16 protein-coding genes, 3 tRNA genes and 2 pseudogenes are annotated in these 17,308 nt (G+C 58.8%); 7 read left to right on the top strand and 14 right to left on the bottom strand.

The genetic code is table 11. From position 1 onward, the window contains the following. Positions 1-11 precede the first annotated feature (11 nt). From PIN31009_RS19445 to PIN31009_RS19430, 4 genes are all read right to left on the bottom strand, one after another. Complete coding sequence (locus tag PIN31009_RS19445; RefSeq protein WP_246185762.1) at positions 12-2,537, bottom strand: TonB-dependent siderophore receptor; 2,526 nt, start codon at positions 2,535-2,537, stop codon at positions 12-14. Positions 2,538-2,612: 75 nt separating this feature from the next. Continuing rightward, positions 2,613-3,737 carry a FecR family protein gene (locus PIN31009_RS19440; protein WP_150791338.1) on the bottom strand — a complete coding sequence of 375 codons (1,125 nt, stop codon included), beginning with the start codon at positions 3,735-3,737 and terminating at the stop codon, positions 2,613-2,615. Beyond that, entirely contained in the window at positions 3,734-4,201 is a 468-nt protein-coding gene (locus PIN31009_RS19435) for a sigma-70 family RNA polymerase sigma factor (RefSeq protein ID WP_150791337.1), read from the bottom strand. The genes PIN31009_RS19440 and PIN31009_RS19435 overlap by 4 nt, the downstream gene beginning before the upstream one ends. A 169-nt stretch (positions 4,202-4,370) precedes the next feature. Next, positions 4,371-4,928 carry a hypothetical protein gene (locus PIN31009_RS19430; RefSeq protein WP_150791336.1) on the bottom strand — a complete coding sequence of 186 codons (558 nt, stop codon included), beginning with the start codon at positions 4,926-4,928 and terminating at the stop codon, positions 4,371-4,373. A 172-nt stretch (positions 4,929-5,100) separates the two neighbouring features. Between PIN31009_RS19430 and PIN31009_RS19425 the strand changes: the two genes are divergently transcribed. The 4 genes from PIN31009_RS19425 to PIN31009_RS19410 all read left to right on the top strand — a co-directional run bounded on the left by PIN31009_RS19425 (position 5,101) and on the right by PIN31009_RS19410 (position 7,569). Further along, on the top strand, positions 5,101-5,811 hold the full coding sequence (locus PIN31009_RS19425) for a hypothetical protein (protein WP_246185761.1): 711 nt from the start codon (positions 5,101-5,103) through the stop codon (positions 5,809-5,811). 202 nt (positions 5,812-6,013) lie between these two features. After that, complete coding sequence (locus tag PIN31009_RS19420) at positions 6,014-6,745, top strand: AzlC family ABC transporter permease (RefSeq protein ID WP_150791334.1); 732 nt, start codon at positions 6,014-6,016, stop codon at positions 6,743-6,745. Beyond that, the gene (locus tag PIN31009_RS19415) at positions 6,738-7,034 is read left to right on the top strand and encodes an AzlD family protein (RefSeq protein ID WP_058375931.1); all 297 of its coding nucleotides are present in this window, start codon (positions 6,738-6,740) and stop codon (positions 7,032-7,034) included. The genes PIN31009_RS19420 and PIN31009_RS19415 overlap by 8 nt, the downstream gene beginning before the upstream one ends. A 25-nt stretch (positions 7,035-7,059) precedes the next feature. Continuing rightward, positions 7,060-7,569 carry a hypothetical protein gene (locus PIN31009_RS19410; RefSeq protein ID WP_246185760.1) on the top strand — a complete coding sequence of 170 codons (510 nt, stop codon included), beginning with the start codon at positions 7,060-7,062 and terminating at the stop codon, positions 7,567-7,569. A gap of 72 nt (positions 7,570-7,641) precedes the next feature. Here PIN31009_RS19410 and PIN31009_RS19405 read toward each other — a convergent pair whose 3' ends face one another. From PIN31009_RS19405 to PIN31009_RS19395, 3 genes are all read right to left on the bottom strand, one after another. Beyond that, on the bottom strand, positions 7,642-8,109 hold the full coding sequence (locus PIN31009_RS19405) for a hypothetical protein (RefSeq protein WP_150791333.1): 468 nt from the start codon (positions 8,107-8,109) through the stop codon (positions 7,642-7,644). A 59-nt stretch (positions 8,110-8,168) separates the two neighbouring features. Continuing rightward, the gene (locus tag PIN31009_RS19400) at positions 8,169-8,549 is read right to left on the bottom strand and encodes a hypothetical protein (RefSeq protein WP_150685753.1); all 381 of its coding nucleotides are present in this window, start codon (positions 8,547-8,549) and stop codon (positions 8,169-8,171) included. A gap of 238 nt (positions 8,550-8,787) precedes the next feature. Continuing rightward, on the bottom strand, positions 8,788-9,732 hold the full coding sequence (locus tag PIN31009_RS19395; RefSeq protein WP_150685752.1) for a LysR family transcriptional regulator: 945 nt from the start codon (positions 9,730-9,732) through the stop codon (positions 8,788-8,790). Between the two features lie 122 nt (positions 9,733-9,854). On the opposite strand from PIN31009_RS19395, the gene PIN31009_RS19390 reads away from it, so the two are divergent. After that, positions 9,855-10,856 (top strand): MBL fold metallo-hydrolase, encoded by a 1,002-nt coding sequence (locus PIN31009_RS19390; RefSeq protein WP_150791332.1) that lies wholly within the window; start codon positions 9,855-9,857, stop codon positions 10,854-10,856. 48 nt (positions 10,857-10,904) lie between these two features. Here PIN31009_RS19390 and PIN31009_RS19385 read toward each other — a convergent pair whose 3' ends face one another. From PIN31009_RS19385 to PIN31009_RS19375, 3 genes are all read right to left on the bottom strand, one after another. Then, positions 10,905-12,443 (bottom strand): EAL domain-containing protein, encoded by a 1,539-nt coding sequence (locus PIN31009_RS19385; protein ID WP_246185759.1) that lies wholly within the window; start codon positions 12,441-12,443, stop codon positions 10,905-10,907. Positions 12,444-13,082: 639 nt separating this feature from the next. Next, positions 13,083-13,841 (bottom strand): hypothetical protein, encoded by a 759-nt coding sequence (locus PIN31009_RS19380; RefSeq protein ID WP_150791330.1) that lies wholly within the window; start codon positions 13,839-13,841, stop codon positions 13,083-13,085. 193 nt (positions 13,842-14,034) lie between these two features. Beyond that, entirely contained in the window at positions 14,035-14,652 is a 618-nt protein-coding gene (locus PIN31009_RS19375) for a DUF4145 domain-containing protein (protein WP_150791461.1), read from the bottom strand. Between the two features lie 679 nt (positions 14,653-15,331). Here PIN31009_RS19375 and PIN31009_RS19370 point away from each other — a divergent pair. Then, positions 15,332-15,616, top strand: a pseudogene (locus PIN31009_RS19370) (type II toxin-antitoxin system RelE/ParE family toxin). Between the two features lie 3 nt (positions 15,617-15,619). Further along, positions 15,620-15,934: an addiction module antidote protein gene (locus tag PIN31009_RS19365; protein ID WP_150791329.1), complete on the top strand. Its 315-nt coding sequence runs from the start codon at positions 15,620-15,622 to the stop codon at positions 15,932-15,934. A 102-nt stretch (positions 15,935-16,036) separates the two neighbouring features. On the opposite strand, the pseudogene PIN31009_RS28205 reads toward PIN31009_RS19365, so the two are convergent. The 4 genes and pseudogenes from PIN31009_RS28205 to PIN31009_RS19345 all read right to left on the bottom strand — a co-directional run. Beyond that, positions 16,037-16,286: pseudogene (locus tag PIN31009_RS28205) on the bottom strand (DNA adenine methylase); the annotation flags it as partial. Positions 16,287-16,920: 634 nt separating this feature from the next. Further along, positions 16,921-16,994, bottom strand: a tRNA-Cys gene (locus PIN31009_RS19355). 112 nt (positions 16,995-17,106) lie between these two features. After that, a tRNA-Gly gene (locus PIN31009_RS19350) sits at positions 17,107-17,182 on the bottom strand. 49 nt (positions 17,183-17,231) lie between these two features. Beyond that, positions 17,232-17,307: transfer RNA gene (locus PIN31009_RS19345), tRNA-Gly, on the bottom strand. Between the last annotated feature and the right edge of the window lies 1 nt (position 17,308).

Genomic DNA, 17,308 nt, shown 5'->3' with positions numbered 1-17,308 from the left:
ATCACCTCCGCTCAGAAGCGATACGTCAGCTTCACCCAGCCATTACGCGGTGCGCCGTAGGTGTAGCCGTTGTAGCCACCCAACCCGGCCCAATAGCGCTTATCGGTCACGTTGCCGAGATTGAGCGACACGCTCAACTGACGCGTCACGTCGTAGCGTGCCAGCAGATCGATCAGCGTGATGCCGCCCTGACGCGCCGTCAGCCCGCTGTACGTCTCCACATACGTGATCGCGCTCTGATAGCTCAGGCTGCCGCCGATCGTCACCTTACTGAGTACGCCCGGCAGTCGGTACGTCGTTGCAATGCGCAGAAGCCGCTGCGGATACGTCGGGTTGACCAGCGCGCCGCTACGGTCACGCTTGGCGCTGTACGTATAGCCGGCCTGCACCTGCCAGCCCGGCAGCACCTGCCCTGCGACAGTCGCCTCGAAGCCTTGCGTCTTCGCACCGCTCACCGCCTTGTAGGCGGCGGTGCCACCCGGCGTGAGCGTGCCGTCGGCCACGGCGAGGTTGTCTTCATAGGTTCGGAAAATCGCCACCGCCGTATTCAGGCGTCCACCGAAATGCTCGCCCTTCAGGCCCAGCTCGATGTTGTTGCCGCGCTTGGGCGCCAGCGTATTGCCCGAGGTGTCCTGCACGGTGTTCGGCGTGAAGATGCTCGTATAGCTCGAATACAGCGAGAAGTCTTCGCTGACATCGACCACCAGCCCGGCGTACGGCGTGAACACGGCGTTCTGCTCGATCGGCGCACCGGTCACCATGGCACCGTTCGTGCCGTTGTTCCAGTAACGCGCCCATGACGTGGCGCGATACCACGTGAAGCGGCCGCCGAGAATCACCGACACGCGATCGATCGGCTTGATCTGCGTGGCGGCGTAGATTGCCGTTTGCTGCGTCGTGCCGCCAAGCCGGTTGAGCGGATAGGCGAACGACGGCATGGCGATGCTGCCTAGATCGAGAATGTTGACCGGACGGCGGTCAAACGCATTCGGCACCGCCGAATCGTTGCCGTAGTGGTAGTCGTTGTGGTTGATGCTCGCGCCGAACGTCGCCTGATGCGTACGCCCGAACAAGTGATACGGCCCCGTTGCGTAGACGTCGAATGCCTTGTTGATGCCGTACGCCGGATTGCTCGCGAGCTGCATCGTGCCCATCTGCGTGTTGGCGTCGATGTTGGCCGGATACAGCCAGATGTCGCCGCTGTAGCGCTCGCGCTGATTGCGCGTCCACGAGCCTTCCGCTTTGACCTTCCACCCCGAGTCGAAACGATGGTCGAGATCGATGAAGACCCGATCCGTCGTCATGTTCCACAGACTCCACGGCGTGGACGAATTGAACGAGCGCGGCAGGTTGGTCGCGGCACCATTGCTGTAGAACAGCGGGCTCTGGCCGAAGTTGGCGCCGTGAATCTTGTTCTTCTGATACTCGTAGCCGACCGAGATCGTGGTGTTGTCGGTGACGTCGGCTTCGACAATGCCGTAGAACACGTCTTCGCGCGAGCGCTTGTCGTCTACGAAATTGTTGCCCGCCGTGTGCGAGCCGACCACGCGTGCGCGCAACGAGCCCGATTCGTTGAGCTTGCCGCCCACGTCGGCTTCGAGGTCGTAGCGGCCCCATGATCCACCACCGGCGGTGACGTAGCCTGCGAAGTCCTTACCCGGGCGCTTGCGCACGAGGTTGATCGCACCGCCGGGATTGCCGACACCGTTGAGCAGACCGGCCGGTCCGCGGATCACGTCGATCCGGTCGTACATCACCATGCTCAGCAGATTGCGCATGCCGGCGATGGTGTCGTACGAGAGTGTCGGCACGCCGTCGATCATGGTGGCGAGATCGAAGCCACGCGACGAAAAGCTCGCCCGCTCGTCGAGCGTATCGACCACGATGCCGGGCGTTTGCCGCAGCACGTCGGTCAGCGACATGAGGTTTTGGTCTTCGATCTGCTGGCGCGTGATGACCGTCATCGATTGCGGTGTTTCGCGCAACGACAGGTCCATGCGCGTTGCGCCATCGGTCACGCGTGTCGTGTACGAGCCGGTGCCCTCGGTCACACGTTGCGCACCGGCAGTGACGACCGTCGCGGGCAACGCCACCGTATCGGCATGAATCGACACCGTGCGGCCCGAGATGCTCACCGCGAGGCCCGAACCGGCGAGCGCCCGTGCGAGGGCGTCGCCCAGTGTCATGCGGCCTTGCAGCGCTGGGGCGGCCTTGCCGACAGCGAGGCTCGCGTCGTAGCCGATGCCCACGCCCGACTGACGCGCCAGCGCGTCGATGGTGAGGGCGAGCGGTTGGGCGGGCAGCGACAAGTCGAGCGGCATGGCGGCCACACTCGCGTTGGCGGCCGCGGGCGTCTGAGCACGCACTTCCATCGGGATCGACGCCGCGCACAGGCAGGCGACGGCAATGCTGATGAGCGTGGCGCGTTGCCAGACCTGCCGGTCGCGGCGAAGGTCAATAGCGCGAGCCATCGCGCGGGAATATGGCGTCGTGGCCGAGCGTTTCGAGTTGGGCAAAGCGTGCAGATGTCTGGTCATTTCCGTGAGTCTTCTGTTGGCTTACCCGGTGAAGACGCACGAGAACGCAAAAGACAGACAAAAAGTTTTTTGGACTTAGCGAAGTGCCGTGATGACGGCCTGACCGTTCTCCCGGCGCACCCGCACCGGCAGCATCGCGGGCAGGCCTTGGAGAAAGCCCGCCGGGTCGGACACCGGGAACGTGCCCGTCAGTTGCAACGCGCGCAATGCCGCGACATCGGTATCGGCAATGCGAATCGATTGCGCCGGTTGCGCGAGAAAGTCGTTCCACTGCGCGATGGCCTGCGGCAGCGGCGTGGCCTGAAAGACCAGCCATCCTTCGCGCCAAGCCCCCACACTCTGCGACGTGACGACTTGTGGCGAGCCGATGCCACGCGGCGTGGTCCCCACGGCCTGACCGGCACCCAACGTGACATCGGGGTCGCGATTCACATGGACCTCACCATCGGGCGAGCGCGCCCAGACGGCGACGCGTCCGCGTGCGACGGCCACGTCCATGCCGTCGTCACGCAGCGCCACGGTAAAGACCGTGCCCAGCACACGCACGTTGCCGAACTGCGTGGCAACGCTGAGTGGCCGCGACGTATCGGGTTGCACGTCGAGATGCAGTCCGCCGCGCGAGAGTTGAAACTCGCGGCGGTTGCGGTAGTAGGTAATCTGCACGTCGGTGTGCGGTGCAAGCGTCACGACGCTGCCATCGGGCAACGTATGCGGGCGCACTTCCCCTTTGCCGGTGCGCAGCGCTAGTGTCAGCGTCGGCTGCAACCACTGACGCCGCGCAGCGCCGCCGAACACGATGGCGAGCCCGCCGACGCCAAGCCACGTCAGCATCTGGCGGCGAGAGTGACGCGCTGCGCCATCGCTGCGCTTCGGCACGGCGACTCGGTCGCGCAACGCGGTGCCGTCGGTCTGTTCCCAATACGATTGGGCAATACCGGCGGCGGCATCGTGCACGGGGGCTTCGGCTCGCCAGCCGGCGAGTTCGCGCGCGGCGGCAGCGGCGTCATCGGCGTCGCCGTGGTGCGTGCGTCCAATGAGCGAGAGCGCGTGGGCGATCTGGCGGCGAGACGGCTTCAACGCGCGCGAGGCGGGCGTATTGGCCGTATTGGCCGTATTGGCCGTATTGGCCGTATTGGGCGTATTGGGCGTGGTGTCGGCAGATTCGGGAGTGCCGGGAGTTCGGGTAGCGCGGGCGTTCATGGGCGGTAGCTCACGCAATCCATGACGGCGCGCACGACGTGCTTGTCGATCGCTTCGAGGGAGACCTGCATGTGGCCAGCGGCTTCGGCATAGCTCATGCCGTGAATGCGCACTAGGATGAATGCGTCGCGGCGTTTGCGTGGCATGCGCTCCAGACGGCTGAGCAGCCGCTCGAGTTGCTGCCGGATATCCACGTGATGTTCGGCGGACGGCGCATGCTCGGCACCGATGAGCGCCAGCGTCTGGAGCATGCGCGCTTCGGCATCATGGCGGCGCGCGTCGCTCACGATCAGGTGCTTGCCGGTGCGATAGAGCAAGGCGCGCCAGTCGCGAATCTCCGTGCCACGCGTCTGCAAAGCGAGCACCTTCGCATAGGCCTCTTGCACCAAGTCTTTCGCGTTGTCGCGATTGTTCAGCGACTTCGCGAAGAAGTTGACCAGCTCGGTGTAGTAATGCGCAACCACGGCAGTCTTCCGGCAGCCCGCCGCATCTGCGCACGGAAAAATTAAATGAGAATTAATCGCATTATGACCGTGAGTGACAACGGGACGCAAGAAGGATTTTGGGGAATGGAACGGGGACCGGGAGCTGCTGGGCCGGGCGCGACGCGGTATGCCGGTCTCCGAACCGACGTCAGGGCTGACGTTCGATGCTGCGTTCGGTGCTTTCCGCTTCGCGGCGAATACGCGCCAGCATGCGGCGCCGGATGAGGCCGCTGACCGGGCGGATGAGATACCAGTACGGGGCGAATTTGCGCCAGACGGCGGGTGTAGGGCAAAAGACGCGCGTTTCCGTCGTGAGGATGCTGTCTTCCCTGCCGTTCGTCTGCACGTCGAAGCCCATCACGAGTTGGCAGACGTCGTGGTTGTCGATGTGGCGGAAGGCGTCCGGCGAGCGGACTGCGACCAATCCGTAATCGCTCTGCCAGAACGCGCCGACCAGACCGAAGGCCAGACTTTGGTCGGCGTCGCGGCCGAGGAACGTGAAGTCGCCGAGATCGAGCGGCGGCCGGTTTGAGCGGCCAAGCCACCGCGCGGGGGTTTCTCTGAGCCGGATCGCCAGCCGAATCAACGGGTCGTCCTGCGCGCTCTGGCGTTGCGCGCAATCCAGAATGACCGCGGACGGCGCGCGAATGGCGATCGTGTGAGACTCACGAAAATCAAAGCGTGGCAGGAAGTCGTCGATCAGCATGGCGTCGGGGGGGCGGGAGCGGTGCCCGCGCGAACGGCGTATGCTAGCACGGCTTTTTGAGCCATTTTTTGGCCGGTTCGGCCCTCACCCCTCTCAAAACTATCAAGTGCACGACGCGTCGACCACCCTCACTTCCCTCTATTGGCATGACGACACACTGCGCAGTCGCAGCGTGAGCGGCATTGTGCTGTCGGGCATCGTGGATGTGCCGGCGCCGCCCGAGCGGCTGGTCGCGGATTGGACGCGTGACATTGCGTCGCACATGGCATTGGCCGCCGGCGATGTCGAACCGATGCCGCTCGCGCGGGCACGCATGCGTTGGCCGGACTATTCGCAATGCGTGCAGGTGGCGTATGACTGGACGGCGTCGCAAGGTCTGCCGGGTTTGCTGCCGGCGAGCGATATCGCGTTGATGGCGTGTCGCGGTGCGCGCTATCACCACGATGGCGAGCAATACGGTGGCTTTGTGTTCTGCAACCTGTTCCTGAGCGACGACTGCGGGCTGGACGTGCATTTCCCGTATGCCGGGAATGGTCGGGATGGCGGGTATCGCATTCCCCTGAAACGCGGCACGATGCTCGTGTTCGACACTTGTCAGCCGCATGCTGTCATCCGGCGAGGTCACGACGGCTTTGATGACGCCGATTTCGCGAACCCCGCGAGCCCTGCGAACCCTGCGAATGCACTAGACCACGTGCAGATGTTTCTCACGTGGGAACTGCCGGTGGACGATAGCCGCGTCGTGCAGGCGCTCGGGATGGCCTTCGACGTGTTGCCGTCGAATTCGGCAATGCCGCAGGACGCGCAGGTTCTCGCGAACGGCGCCGCCGCCGTGTTGTGCGCGAATTCCGGGCGATGGTTGCCGGTGTCGGATGCCGTGTAAGTGGATAGGTCGGTAAGCCCCTAAGCAGGTCATTCCCCCCTGAAGTCCTCAATCGCAAGATCGTACAAGCCAGCCCCCTGTCGGCTGCGCTAGTCTTTCGCTCTCGCATTCCCACACGACGGGTTCCAAAGAGAAAACTGCGTGTTCGATGTCACGACGCGACGTCGCCGTTGGCGTCAGCGTTTTTGTAGAAGGAAGTGTAATGAGTGGTTTGTATTCGCCATCGGTCGCGGCGCAGGCGTCGCCGTTTCGCACCGAATTGGCACGAGGCATGCGCGCGGCGCTGCCGGTGATGGTCGGTTTTATCCCATTCGCGTTGGTGCTCGGCGCGCAAGCCGCCCAGAAGGGCCTGAGCGCCATTGAAGTGCCCCTGATGACCGGTCTCAACTTCGCGGGCGGCTCCGAGTTCACGGCGATCCGCATCTGGACGTCGCCGCCGCATATCGCGCTGATCATCGCCATGTCGCTGCTCGTGAATGCGCGACACATTCTGATGGGTGCGGCGCTTGCACCGCGTATGCGTCACGTGCCGTTGCGGCGCGCGCTCGCCGCCCTCTTCCTGATGTGCGACGAGAGCTGGGCGATGGCGCTCGCCGATGCCGACGCGCGCGGTAAGGAGCGCATCAGCTTCGGGTATTACGTTGGGGCCGCGATTAATCTTTGGCTGACGTGGGTGGCGTTCACGGCACTCGGCGCGGTGCTGGGCCCGGTGTTGGGCGATATCGAGAAGTACGGCTTCGACATGGCCTTCACGGCGGTGTTTGTGGTGCTGCTCAAGGGCATGTGGAAAGGCATGAAGGCCAGCCGTCCGTGGTTCGTGAGCCTCGTGGTGTCGGCGATCACTTATCTGCTCGTGCCGGGGGCTTGGTACGTTGCCGCGGGCACGTGTGCAGGGTTGATTACGGCCGTCCTTCTGGAGAAGAAAGATGCTTGATGCGATGACGGTCCTGACCATCGTGCTGATGGCCGCGTCGACCTATGCGACGCGCATTGTCGGCTTTGTGGCGCTGCGCGATCGCACGCTGAGCCCGCGCATGCGCGCGATTATGGAAAGCGTGCCCGGCTGCGTGCTGATTTCGGTAATTGCGCCGGCCTTCGTGTCGCGTAACCCGGCCGATTTGCTGGCGCTTGCGGTGACGTTGCTGGTGGCGACACGGTTTTCGTTGTTGCCGACAGTGGTGATCAGCGTGGTGGTGACTGGGGTGTTGCGGCAGGTGATGTGATTTCGTCGATTCGCGAGAGGTGCCTTTGACTTTGCTGACGTTGTCTCCGGGAGAATTGGACGGCCTGATCGTGCGGCCGCGCTGGCCTGCGCGTCACGTGCACGTCGACGCACGGGCGCTGAGTAAGCTTCAGGCAATACAGCGCGGATTACCGCCCGAGGTCGCGTTGATTCTCACGCGGGGCTTCGAGCCGAAAGCGTCGAATCTCGGCTTCGCGCGGCGCCAGTTTCGCGCGTTGGGTATCGGCGTGTTTCGCTTGGTCTATCCCTCGCGACACGACGAACTCGCCGATATCTTCGGCAGCAACGGACATGATGTCGACGGCACACACGTCGACGTGTCTTTTCGCTTGCATGGTCGACGTGTACGAATGCTGCCGCTAGGTGTTTTTACACCGCCTTCGTGGCAGCGGCGTCGTATGGCACGTTGTGCTTCGGCGCTGGTGTTGGTGAAGTCGGCACTCGTCAGCCAAGGGTTTTCGATTCATCACAATGAGACGGAGAGTCTGCAAATTCATTGTGATTTGACGAAGTAATGCGGACGCATGGGGACAGGATTTAGGTCCTCATCGCCTACCAGTGCCTCTCGAAAAAACCCATCAAGACCATCACTTCGTTCGTCCATTCTTGAGCACGATTTCGAGTATTTCATTTGACGTGTATTCACGACCATCGTACGAACTACCGACGTATTTATCGGGCCAAAAGATGAGGTCCGAGATGCGGGTATCGCCTGTGTTGACCACAAGGCACCGCAGCCAATAGTTCGTCTGCTCTTGATTACCACTTCCCTCGGAAACGGCGTCCAGCAACTCGAGGAGTTCTCGCTCGGAAAGGTCCACTGGGACGGTGTTCCAGTCAATCGCCAGTTCTCGCGCAAAGCCCTCAGCACCAGTCGAACCAAACGCTGCCATAACATCAGGCTCACCGACAGTGCGCCCGACCAACTGAGAGATTGCTTTGAGCTCCTCAGCGTACCGCTGGCCCGCCTCGTGCAGACGGAACACTGCCTCGGTCAGAGGCAGAAGTTGCCGGAACAGAAATTGATCTACAGGATCTTGCAGCTTGGGTCTCATGTTGGCTGATACATGTTACCGAGGGCTCACCATGGATTGGAGGCGAACACTTCGGCGGGTCAATTGTCAGGAAAGATGATTTCACCTTGATCTGCGCTGACGTCAAAAAAACCAACGCTATGTTTGTCGGCCAACCGCTTCATTGCTCCGTACGCCTCCTCAGCGCACGACCAAGCGAAGGCCGAATAGATCACCACCTGTCCAACGCAATAATCTGTCACTTTCGGGTCGTCTACATCGTCTGACGCATACGGACCATTCATGGCCGGAAAGTGTTGAACCATTTCAAGAAACCACGCCTGAAGCGCCGGTGATGAAACCACCGGGTCATCGTAGCTGTGCGCTTCGCTCCATGCTGTTTGCCCTTGAAACCATGTCATGAACTGCTGTCGGTCTTTCGGAGCAGCGGTTGGTTCAAACACCATCAAGTCATAGCTCATCGGATACTCCAGTACACGAAAATTGCAGGTTGTGAATATACGCGACCGGCTCTACGCCGCCCGCAAAAGAATTCTGAATCAGTTCATTTCCAAGTTTCGAGGCTCGCGGTGTCAAACAGGAAAAATCTTTGCGTCGCGAGCATACGCACACATCGCCATCGTTATCCGCTCGTCGGTATTCGGAACACCGCAATTATTTCTCAATTCAGGAAACGGAAGCTGTAGCGCCGACTCCATCTCACCCATCGGATTTCTCACTTCCGGCACTTCGAACCGCTCTCAAAAAGGCATCCAGCGCCGGCGTCTGTTGTGTCTCCGCGCGCGTGACTAATCCAACGGCCGGCATCGGCCACTCGTGCGACGCGTTCAGAATCGCGATGACACCGAGCTTTGCATATTGAAGCGCAATTGGCCGAGGGAGGAAGGCGAGCCAATCGGTGTCTTGCAGCATCTGTAGGTTTGCAAGCACCGAGACGCATTCGACCTTAGGAACCGGCACCGGCATCGCTGCATCGGTGAAGAATTGCCGGATTGACGTTCGCAACGGCGCATCGCCGCCCGGGAATATCCAGTCGGCCGATGCCAGCATGGCCGCCGTGATGGTCTTACGCCGAGCGATCGGATGACCGCTTCGGGCCACAATACAGACGCTCTCGTCAAACAGCGCCTCTCTGCGAAATTGTGTCGCCGCTGTGCCGTCGCCTAGCCGGCAAATAACGCAATCGAGCTTGCCCTGCGAGAGCGCACCCAGCATCCAGTCGAGCGACCCTTCATGAAACTCCGCCACCACGCGCGGGGCATCGTTTCCTAATTGCAGTAAGACCTTGCTCAACAGCGTGGGCATCGCGACCGGCATGATGCCGACACGCACTTTGCCTAGCGCACCGTTGGCAATGAGTTCGAGATCGCTGCCGAGCTTCTGCATTTCTACCAACATGATGCGTGCCCGATCAATCACGATCTGGGTCGCCGCCGTCGGGCGCAAGCCACGTGGATGGCGCTCGAATAGTTGGGTGCCGAACAGCGTCTCCAGTTCTCGAAGCGATTTGCTCGCGGCGGGCTGCGTCATGTGAAGACGTGCCGCCGCGCGGTGAATGCTGAGCGTGTCCGCAAGCGTGACGAGCAACGCCAGATGCCGCGCCCGCAAGCGGGCGAGAAGATGTCCTTCTACGACTGATGGCATGGAATACCCCGATACCGGGAAGTTATCAGCACCTGAAAAGAAAGCATTACCGACGTACAGAAGCGCCGTGTAATTCTACCTACGCGAGATTTATCGACACATCAAAACGACCGGAGACCCGTATGAAGAACATGCTTCGAAAGTGTGGAGCGATCGTAACGTTGCTATGCGCCGTTGGCTATGCGCCATTGAGTACGGCAGCGATGAAGGTGACGCTTCTCGGTACGGGTACGCCGATTTTGAACATTGACCGGTTCGGTATCAGCGTGTTGGTCGAAGCGGGCTCGCAGAAGTTGTTGTTCGATGCAGGACGTGGCGTTGCAATGCGCTTGCATCAGCAGCAGGTGCCGCTTCGCGACATCTCCGCCGTCTTCATCAGCTTACTGAATTCGGACCATATCACCGGGCTGCCGGATTTGTATGCGACAGCGCCGTTGCCAACCGACGATGGACGTTTAAAAACGCCCATGCGCCTCTATGGTCCTGACGGGATAGAGAACGTAGCGCAAGGCATCGAACTCATGTTCAAAGATCAGAACCGGATGCGCATGCTGGAAGGTGAAGTGGTCGAACCTGCCACGCACATCACGACGAAGCGGGTCGAGCCCGGGACCGTTTATGAAAAGGACGGCGTGAAAGTCACGGCATTTCTGATCGAGCACGGTCACGTCAAGCCGGACTTCGGCTATCGCATCGAGTACGACGGGCATGCGGTTGTGATTACCGATGACACGACGTATTCCGAAAACCTCGTCGCGCATTCGAAGCAGGCGGACCTTATGGTGCAGAGTGTCGCCATCGGCAGTCGCGCTTTGGAGCGCGCCGCGCCGGATTACGTCAATCACTTCTATGGCTATCTCGCCAGTCCGGAAAATGCTGGTCGTATTCTCGCGGAAACGCAGCCGAAACTCGCGGTCTTTGCCCACATCTCGCTTTATAGTCAGCCGGGCATAGCGCGAGCAACCGTGGATGAGTTGCGCGAGCGCGTTCAGGCGGCCTATCGTGGGAATTTTGTTATCGGTGAAGATTTGATGAGCTTCTCGATCGATGAGCGCGGCGTGACACAACTGCCCTACTCAGCGGAAGTTCGGCACAAGGAGCCGGGCAGTCGCAACTTGCCGTGACGTAACGAAGCGCGTCGACATCGATCGACGCTTCGTTGCGTGTTTATCTCAATGGGCCGAAGTGTTTTCCGGCCCATTTTGATTGCGTGAGTTCTGACTACGCGCCTTTAACCACGCAACCAACTTCGCCGCCGGCATCGCTTTCGAGAAAAGCCAGCCTTGGCCGTATTCGACGCCCTTGCTCTTCAGGTACTCAACCTGAGCTTCGGTTTCGACACCCTCCGCCACGATGCCAAGGCCTAGTTCGTGTGCCATTTCAATGATGTGCGGCGCAACGACACTCGAAGCAGCGCCTTGCCCGATAGTGTCGACAAACGATTTGTCGATCTTTAACACGTCGACCGTGAAAGACTGCAAGTAAGACAGGCTGGAATAACCGGTGCCGAAGTCATCGATATACACAGGGTGACCGGCCTGCCTTAGCGCGGCGATGATCTTTCGTGCTGACTCGGCTTTGAGCAGACCGCGTTCGGTCGCCTCGATTCTGATTTGAGAAGGATGGATGCCTGTGCCCGACAAGCTCGCATTTAGTTTTTTAATAAACCGGTCGGTTTGCAGATCTTCGCCAGCCACGTTAATCGACACATAGAACGATGGCTGCGCTCGCAGCAATTCCTGAAGCTCGCGGACCGTCTTTTCGAGCACGAGATCCGTTAGCGGCTGGATAAGGTCGTTCTCCTCCGCGACGGCAACAAAAATATCCGGCGGGATATTCTGGCCGTTCAAATTCCAGCGAACGAGCGCTTCAGAACCGACGCAAACGCCGTCTTCAAGGCGCACGATCGGTTGGTAGTGCACCTCGATGTACCGGCGTGCGATGGCCCATTCGAGCGTGGCGGGGAATGAGACTTGCCGGGAAATGCGCTTATACGACAGCCACCCGATCAATGCGCCGACGCCCACCCCAATGGCGAGCCAGACTGCTAGCAGGCCCGTCCAGTTGGCGATCAGCCCACTGCGAGGCGCTTTGACGACGACGCCAATGGGGCGAGACGACGAGCGGGCAACCGCGTAATGCCATGCATCACTCTTAATCTTGCCGCCACGCCGCCATGCGTTGAGCATGTCGTCGCCGTCGGCGCCGTACGACATGGCGATGATGCTGTTGGTGTCGATGTTGACGGCAGCGATGGGACGCCGCGCCGGGTCGATGATGTCCACATACGATTGCGGATTGATCGACACGTAATTGCCGTCGCGCCCGAACTGAATGTCGTCGCGAACGTCGCTGATGGGGTTGCGCTGCCGGAGCCAGATGAGATACCCGTCGTTACTGCGCCAACTCGGTGCCGGCAGCACGTAGTGTTTGTCGCGCACGTCGCCGAGCAACGGGGAACAAAGGTATTGCGAGTCGCCGTAGGCGCCCGCGTCCTGAACGTAGCCGTAGTTGAAGATGACGCGGGACGCTCGTGCAATGTAGGCGGGTGAACAGCGGGGTTCGATACCCGCAGACAGATCGGCGATGGCGGCGAACGCCTGATAGGTGACTTGCTCGGCGCGCATGACCGCCTTCGCGGCAAACTGCTGGAGGTCTTCCTGCTCGCGCTTTTGCGCGTCTTCACGCGCAATGTAGATGCTGGTCAGCACAGGCAGGACCGTGCCGACACAACCGAGCGCGATAGACGCCGAAATGAGCGACAGTCGTCTGAACATTTTGCAAGCCTCCCCCGAGATTCACACACCACCAGAAGCGGTATTCCCTCGAACGGCGACAAGGGTCAGGATGCCTGCTGCGACCCAAGACTTGGTCGCATACTAGCCGAAATTCGATTGGGGAGCGATTGCCGGGCGCGGCAGGAAAACGTTGCGCCAACCGGGACAGAAACGGGCGCAGCAAAAGAAAAAGCCCTGACAAGTCAGGGCTTTTGAATTTTGGAGGCGGGAGTCGGAATCGAACCGATCAACTCGACCTACACCACTACATGCAACAGGTTCGTTGCAGTCAGCGTTGTCGCTGCGGAATACGCAAACGAACACACTCCGAATCCAGTCGGGCTTTCACGCTTCGTGAGCGTGCTTTTTAAGGCTTGCCGCAGTCTCCCGATTACTTAGCGATCCCTTATCGAGACGCAAATGTCCCTTTCGGCATTCCGGACACGCCCATGCAGGAACGCGATCTTCGGTGAACGGTCGTTGGTACGGAGTTCTGTCGATGGTTCTTATTCTTTCGGATTGATGCGGCGTCTGATTCGGCGAAACTCGCTTTCGCGGGAAGTCGTTATATCTCTAACTCTTAAAATCACGAGCGAGATTACCGAGTAGGGTGGGCGTAAACCACGTTGTTTTATCGACTGGAATAGTCAGATTATTCTCGATCGGATTCACCAGCACCCCCATTGGCGTTACCCACCTCTCAAGATTTGAAACCAACTCCATCCAAATATGTTTTGGTTCAATTTTATAAGGAATGATCACGTAAAACCAATAACTCCGAAACCCAACCAGTCTAATACAGAACCGATTTCCTAATCGTCCATCATAGGCAACGACGCCGCACCGCAATACGTCCGGCCTCAAAACTCCAAGTTCATTCCCCATCAGGGTAACGGCCTTCGATTTCGTTACGATCTGCAATCGCACCATAACAGAGGTGAATGCTCCACCATGCAATACTTGCCTAGCAAACTTCGCCAATAATTTTCTTTGCTTTTCATTATCTGTTGTTCGTGCTGAGTTATAGGAAATTTTTAACAAGCCGCGAAGCAGAAAATTATAGTCATACGAGAATTTAGCTGACTGCCCACTCTCGATATAGCTTGCAAAGTATTTGTCAAATAGGCTTGCTAGATAATCGTCAATCTTGCTCAGATGATTATTGTTACACGACCCACAAACGTCTTTAACAATCGGATCGCCTTTGTAAAAATTTTCATGCTTTGGATTGTAAGTCAGAAGAGACTCACACTTCTCAATTATATTGTCAGGCCAAACATGCTCTCTTGTGAACTTGACATTCGCAACATTGCAATACGCACAGGTTTTCATACCCTAATTTCCTCGCATGTTTTCGGCAAATGTTGTTCGACGCGGTTCGGAAAAACTATCTCCGGCGGCTGAAACACATATCTCCCTCCTAGGACCGAGGCCATGATCCGTCATTCAGCAAATCGGTTTTTCAGGCCGGCAATCATCCATAAATATCAATTACTTATAAACCAAACCACCGAATCAACCACCTTTACGCACCAGCGGATGTCGCATCTGGACGCGGCTTCTTTCTCTCAACGGCGGCCTTCAGGCTAGCGTTCCGCATTTCCTTCTGATGACGCGTGACATACCAATCTTCGAACAGCGACTCAATCAGATTGATGAGCAGCTTCGCTTCTTCCGGCTCCACGTCAACAATCACATTTACGTCTTGCTCCATGTGTGCACCGATGTTGCCGAGATCCTTTAGCGCAACGATTGCCGCCCACGTTCCGGGGTCAATGAGGTTTTTGATTTCCTTCATTTCATCCCAAAGCCGATTGCTCTTAGTATTTACGCCCCAATAGTCGCGAATCATCCCCTGGAGACAGCGTCGGCACAGCGTTGCTGCCGCTTTTGGGCTTAGGTCAGAAATTGCACACGCTTCTCTGTAATCGTCCCGGAGCACTTGCGGAATGTAATCCGGGATGACCTTTGCGAAGCTGGCCGGAAGCAGCCTCCAGTCACCTTTCGGTTGCCCCGTCAGCACGCTCTCTACGTGTCCCCGACCCTGAATAAACTTTTCCTCAGATGGGCGGAGAAACGCGGTCAGTGTGACCTTTCGACACTTGTCGTTCGGGCACACCACGAACTTGGATATAAGCGACATGCGGCCGTCTATATTCTCGATCTCCAGCGTGTGCCACTTGCTCGACCGATCGCCATCTCGGAGCGTCACGTGGCGATTGCAGTGCGGGCATTCCCAGTTCTCAGTTCCACTCATGATTCAAACCTATGTTGAGGTAGCGACGATATTTTTTTTGGCGAGCTTTCGTTTCCAGCGTGTTAGCGCGGGGCCAACGTTTACCCGCCTCAAATTATCAACACTTTAGGCCACATTAACCACTGCGGATAAACACAGCAATATTCCAACAATGCCCATTGTTCTATCCGATACCGCTGACTCGCGGGACGATAGATACATGCTCGATAAAGCGCGAAACATCGTGCTCGCGTCTGACTGGTCAGAGTGGTGCAGGTAGATGGCCGGTCTGCTGTGCCCCCCCCCCCCCCCCGCAGGGCGACGGAAGTTCCTCCGACCAACGTCCGCGTTTTCACGTTCTTCGCGGGCATGCCGAACGAACAAGACGCATACTTCTGGACGAGCATCACCAGCGGGCGCAACCACAGTCGGAAAGGGTACGCATTCACGTACGCCGATGCCGAAGCACAGCATGCCCGGGTGGTCGCATGGCTTCGCAAACAATTTCCTTAGGCCAACCACGAGTAAATCTTTGCAAAGTAACTTTTCATCGCAAAACTGTAACCCATGGATTACGTTATGCTTCATAACGAAAATCCATCAACACCCCGAGTTCAGCAAGTGGTTTTCCGGTCTGCGTGACCGCAAGGCCTCGCCGCCATCGCGCAACGACTCGACCGTATTGCGCTCGGTAACCTCGGCAACGTGAAGCTCGTAGGCGAAGGGGTATCGGAGTTGAAGGTGGATGTCGGCCCGGGCTATCGGGTGTACTTCGTGCAACGCGGTGCCGTGCTGGTTGTGTTGCTCTACGGCGGCGCAGGCGAAAGATATCAAGCATGCTAATAGGCTGGCTGACGAGTTGGAGGACTGAGAAATGAAACTGAGTGAATTGAAAGAATTTGACGCCGCAGAGGCGCTCAAAGACGACGAGACGATCCGACACTATCTGTCGCTCGCCTTCGAAGGGGGAGACCCGCGCGAGATTCAGCGGGCACTCGGCACGGCCGCCCGCGCGCGAGGAATGAGTACGCTTGCACGAGAATCCGGAATCGCTCGTGAAGCACTGTATCGGGCACTGTCTAACACAGGCAACCCCGAATTTGCCACCATCGTGAAAGTCGTAAGTGCCCTTGGCCTGCACCTCACATTGACGGCAAATTCTGAGCCGGCGGAGGCCGCAACGGCTTGACGCTCGGAAGCGCCCGCACCACTGCCTTGCACAGCGGTCGATGTGTAGTCGACGGGCGCACACGGCCCACCCGAAGAGCCCAGTTGGCTCCGCGTGCCGGCCTCAACTGTAGATAATCACCTCCGTCCGATCTGCGGCCTTACCCGCGCCCCCGACCGTGTATTTGATATCGCACGCGTCGATCTCGAATCCCACAAATACGCGCCGAATATCTGGATGATCATTTAGGCTAACAATCGCCTTCCCTTTGATCGTCCGCAGCAAATGCGCCATGCGCTCATACTCGGCAAACGGAAACGCGACGCCGTACCCCCTCCGTCTGCCAGTAAGACGGACCAAGGTAGAAGGACGTCTGCTCGCAGCAACTCGAGCGGGTTAATCACCAGTTCGGGGTGTTGGCCGGATCTGCACACCCAAGCGAAACACCGGATCAGCGCTCCAACATAATGGCAGATCGTCGACGGCGCGAGATTCTGCTCGCGCTTCATATCGGACACCCAACGCTCAACCCACTTGTCGACGAGCGTCAACGACAGCGTTTTACCAAGACGTGCGTGAATGGCATTTAGCAGCACTCGATCTTCGTCAGGCACGTGCAAAGCAACTTGGTATTCTCGATTCAGCTCGGCGAGCGTCAACTTACCGGCCGCAGTCGACGAAAACTCTTCGGGCACGACACCCGCATCTAGCAGCGCTTCGAGACGGTGCAAATAATCGCCACCCCCGACCTCGCTCTCAAATCGCAGATAGATTGGTTTGGGCAACAGGCCGCTGCGCTTGACGACGTACTCTCACGCACTACCCCGAAGCCTTTTAATTGCCATTCCTCAACTCACGTACACGGCAAATATTCATGTATTCCGGGTGGCGAAACACCAATTCCCGGTTGGCAGAGACCGACTTATGCCACTTTCAGCGGCATTACGTGGGTATGAAATCGGGCGCAGCAAAAGAAAAAGCCCTGACAAGTCAGGGCTTTTGAATTTTGGAGGCGGGAGTCGGAATCGAACCGGCGTACACGGCTTTGCAGGCCGCTGCATGACCACTCTGCCATCCCGCCATCGGGTATGCCGCATTGTAACCACTCGCTGTCGCCATCGAGGGCGCCCTTCGGATCGATCGCCGTGGGCTTTTCGGCAAATAAAAAGGGAAGCCAGGCTTCCCTCTGGATTTGGAGCGGGAGACGAGTCTCGAACTCGCGACCTCAACCTTGGCAAGGTTGCGCTCTACCAACTGAGCTACTCCCGCATGACACCCGACATCAAGGATTCATTCACTCAATGTCCAGTGTGAAAACTGGAGCGGGAGACGAGTCTCGAACTCGCGACCTCAACCTTGGCAAGGTTGCGCTCTACCAACTGAGCTACTCCCGCA

The sequence above is a fragment of the Pandoraea iniqua genome (genome assembly GCF_902459685.1).
In the GTDB taxonomy this organism is placed as follows: domain Bacteria; phylum Pseudomonadota; class Gammaproteobacteria; order Burkholderiales; family Burkholderiaceae; genus Pandoraea; species Pandoraea iniqua.
This window is presented reverse-complemented; position numbering and strand designations above follow the sequence as displayed.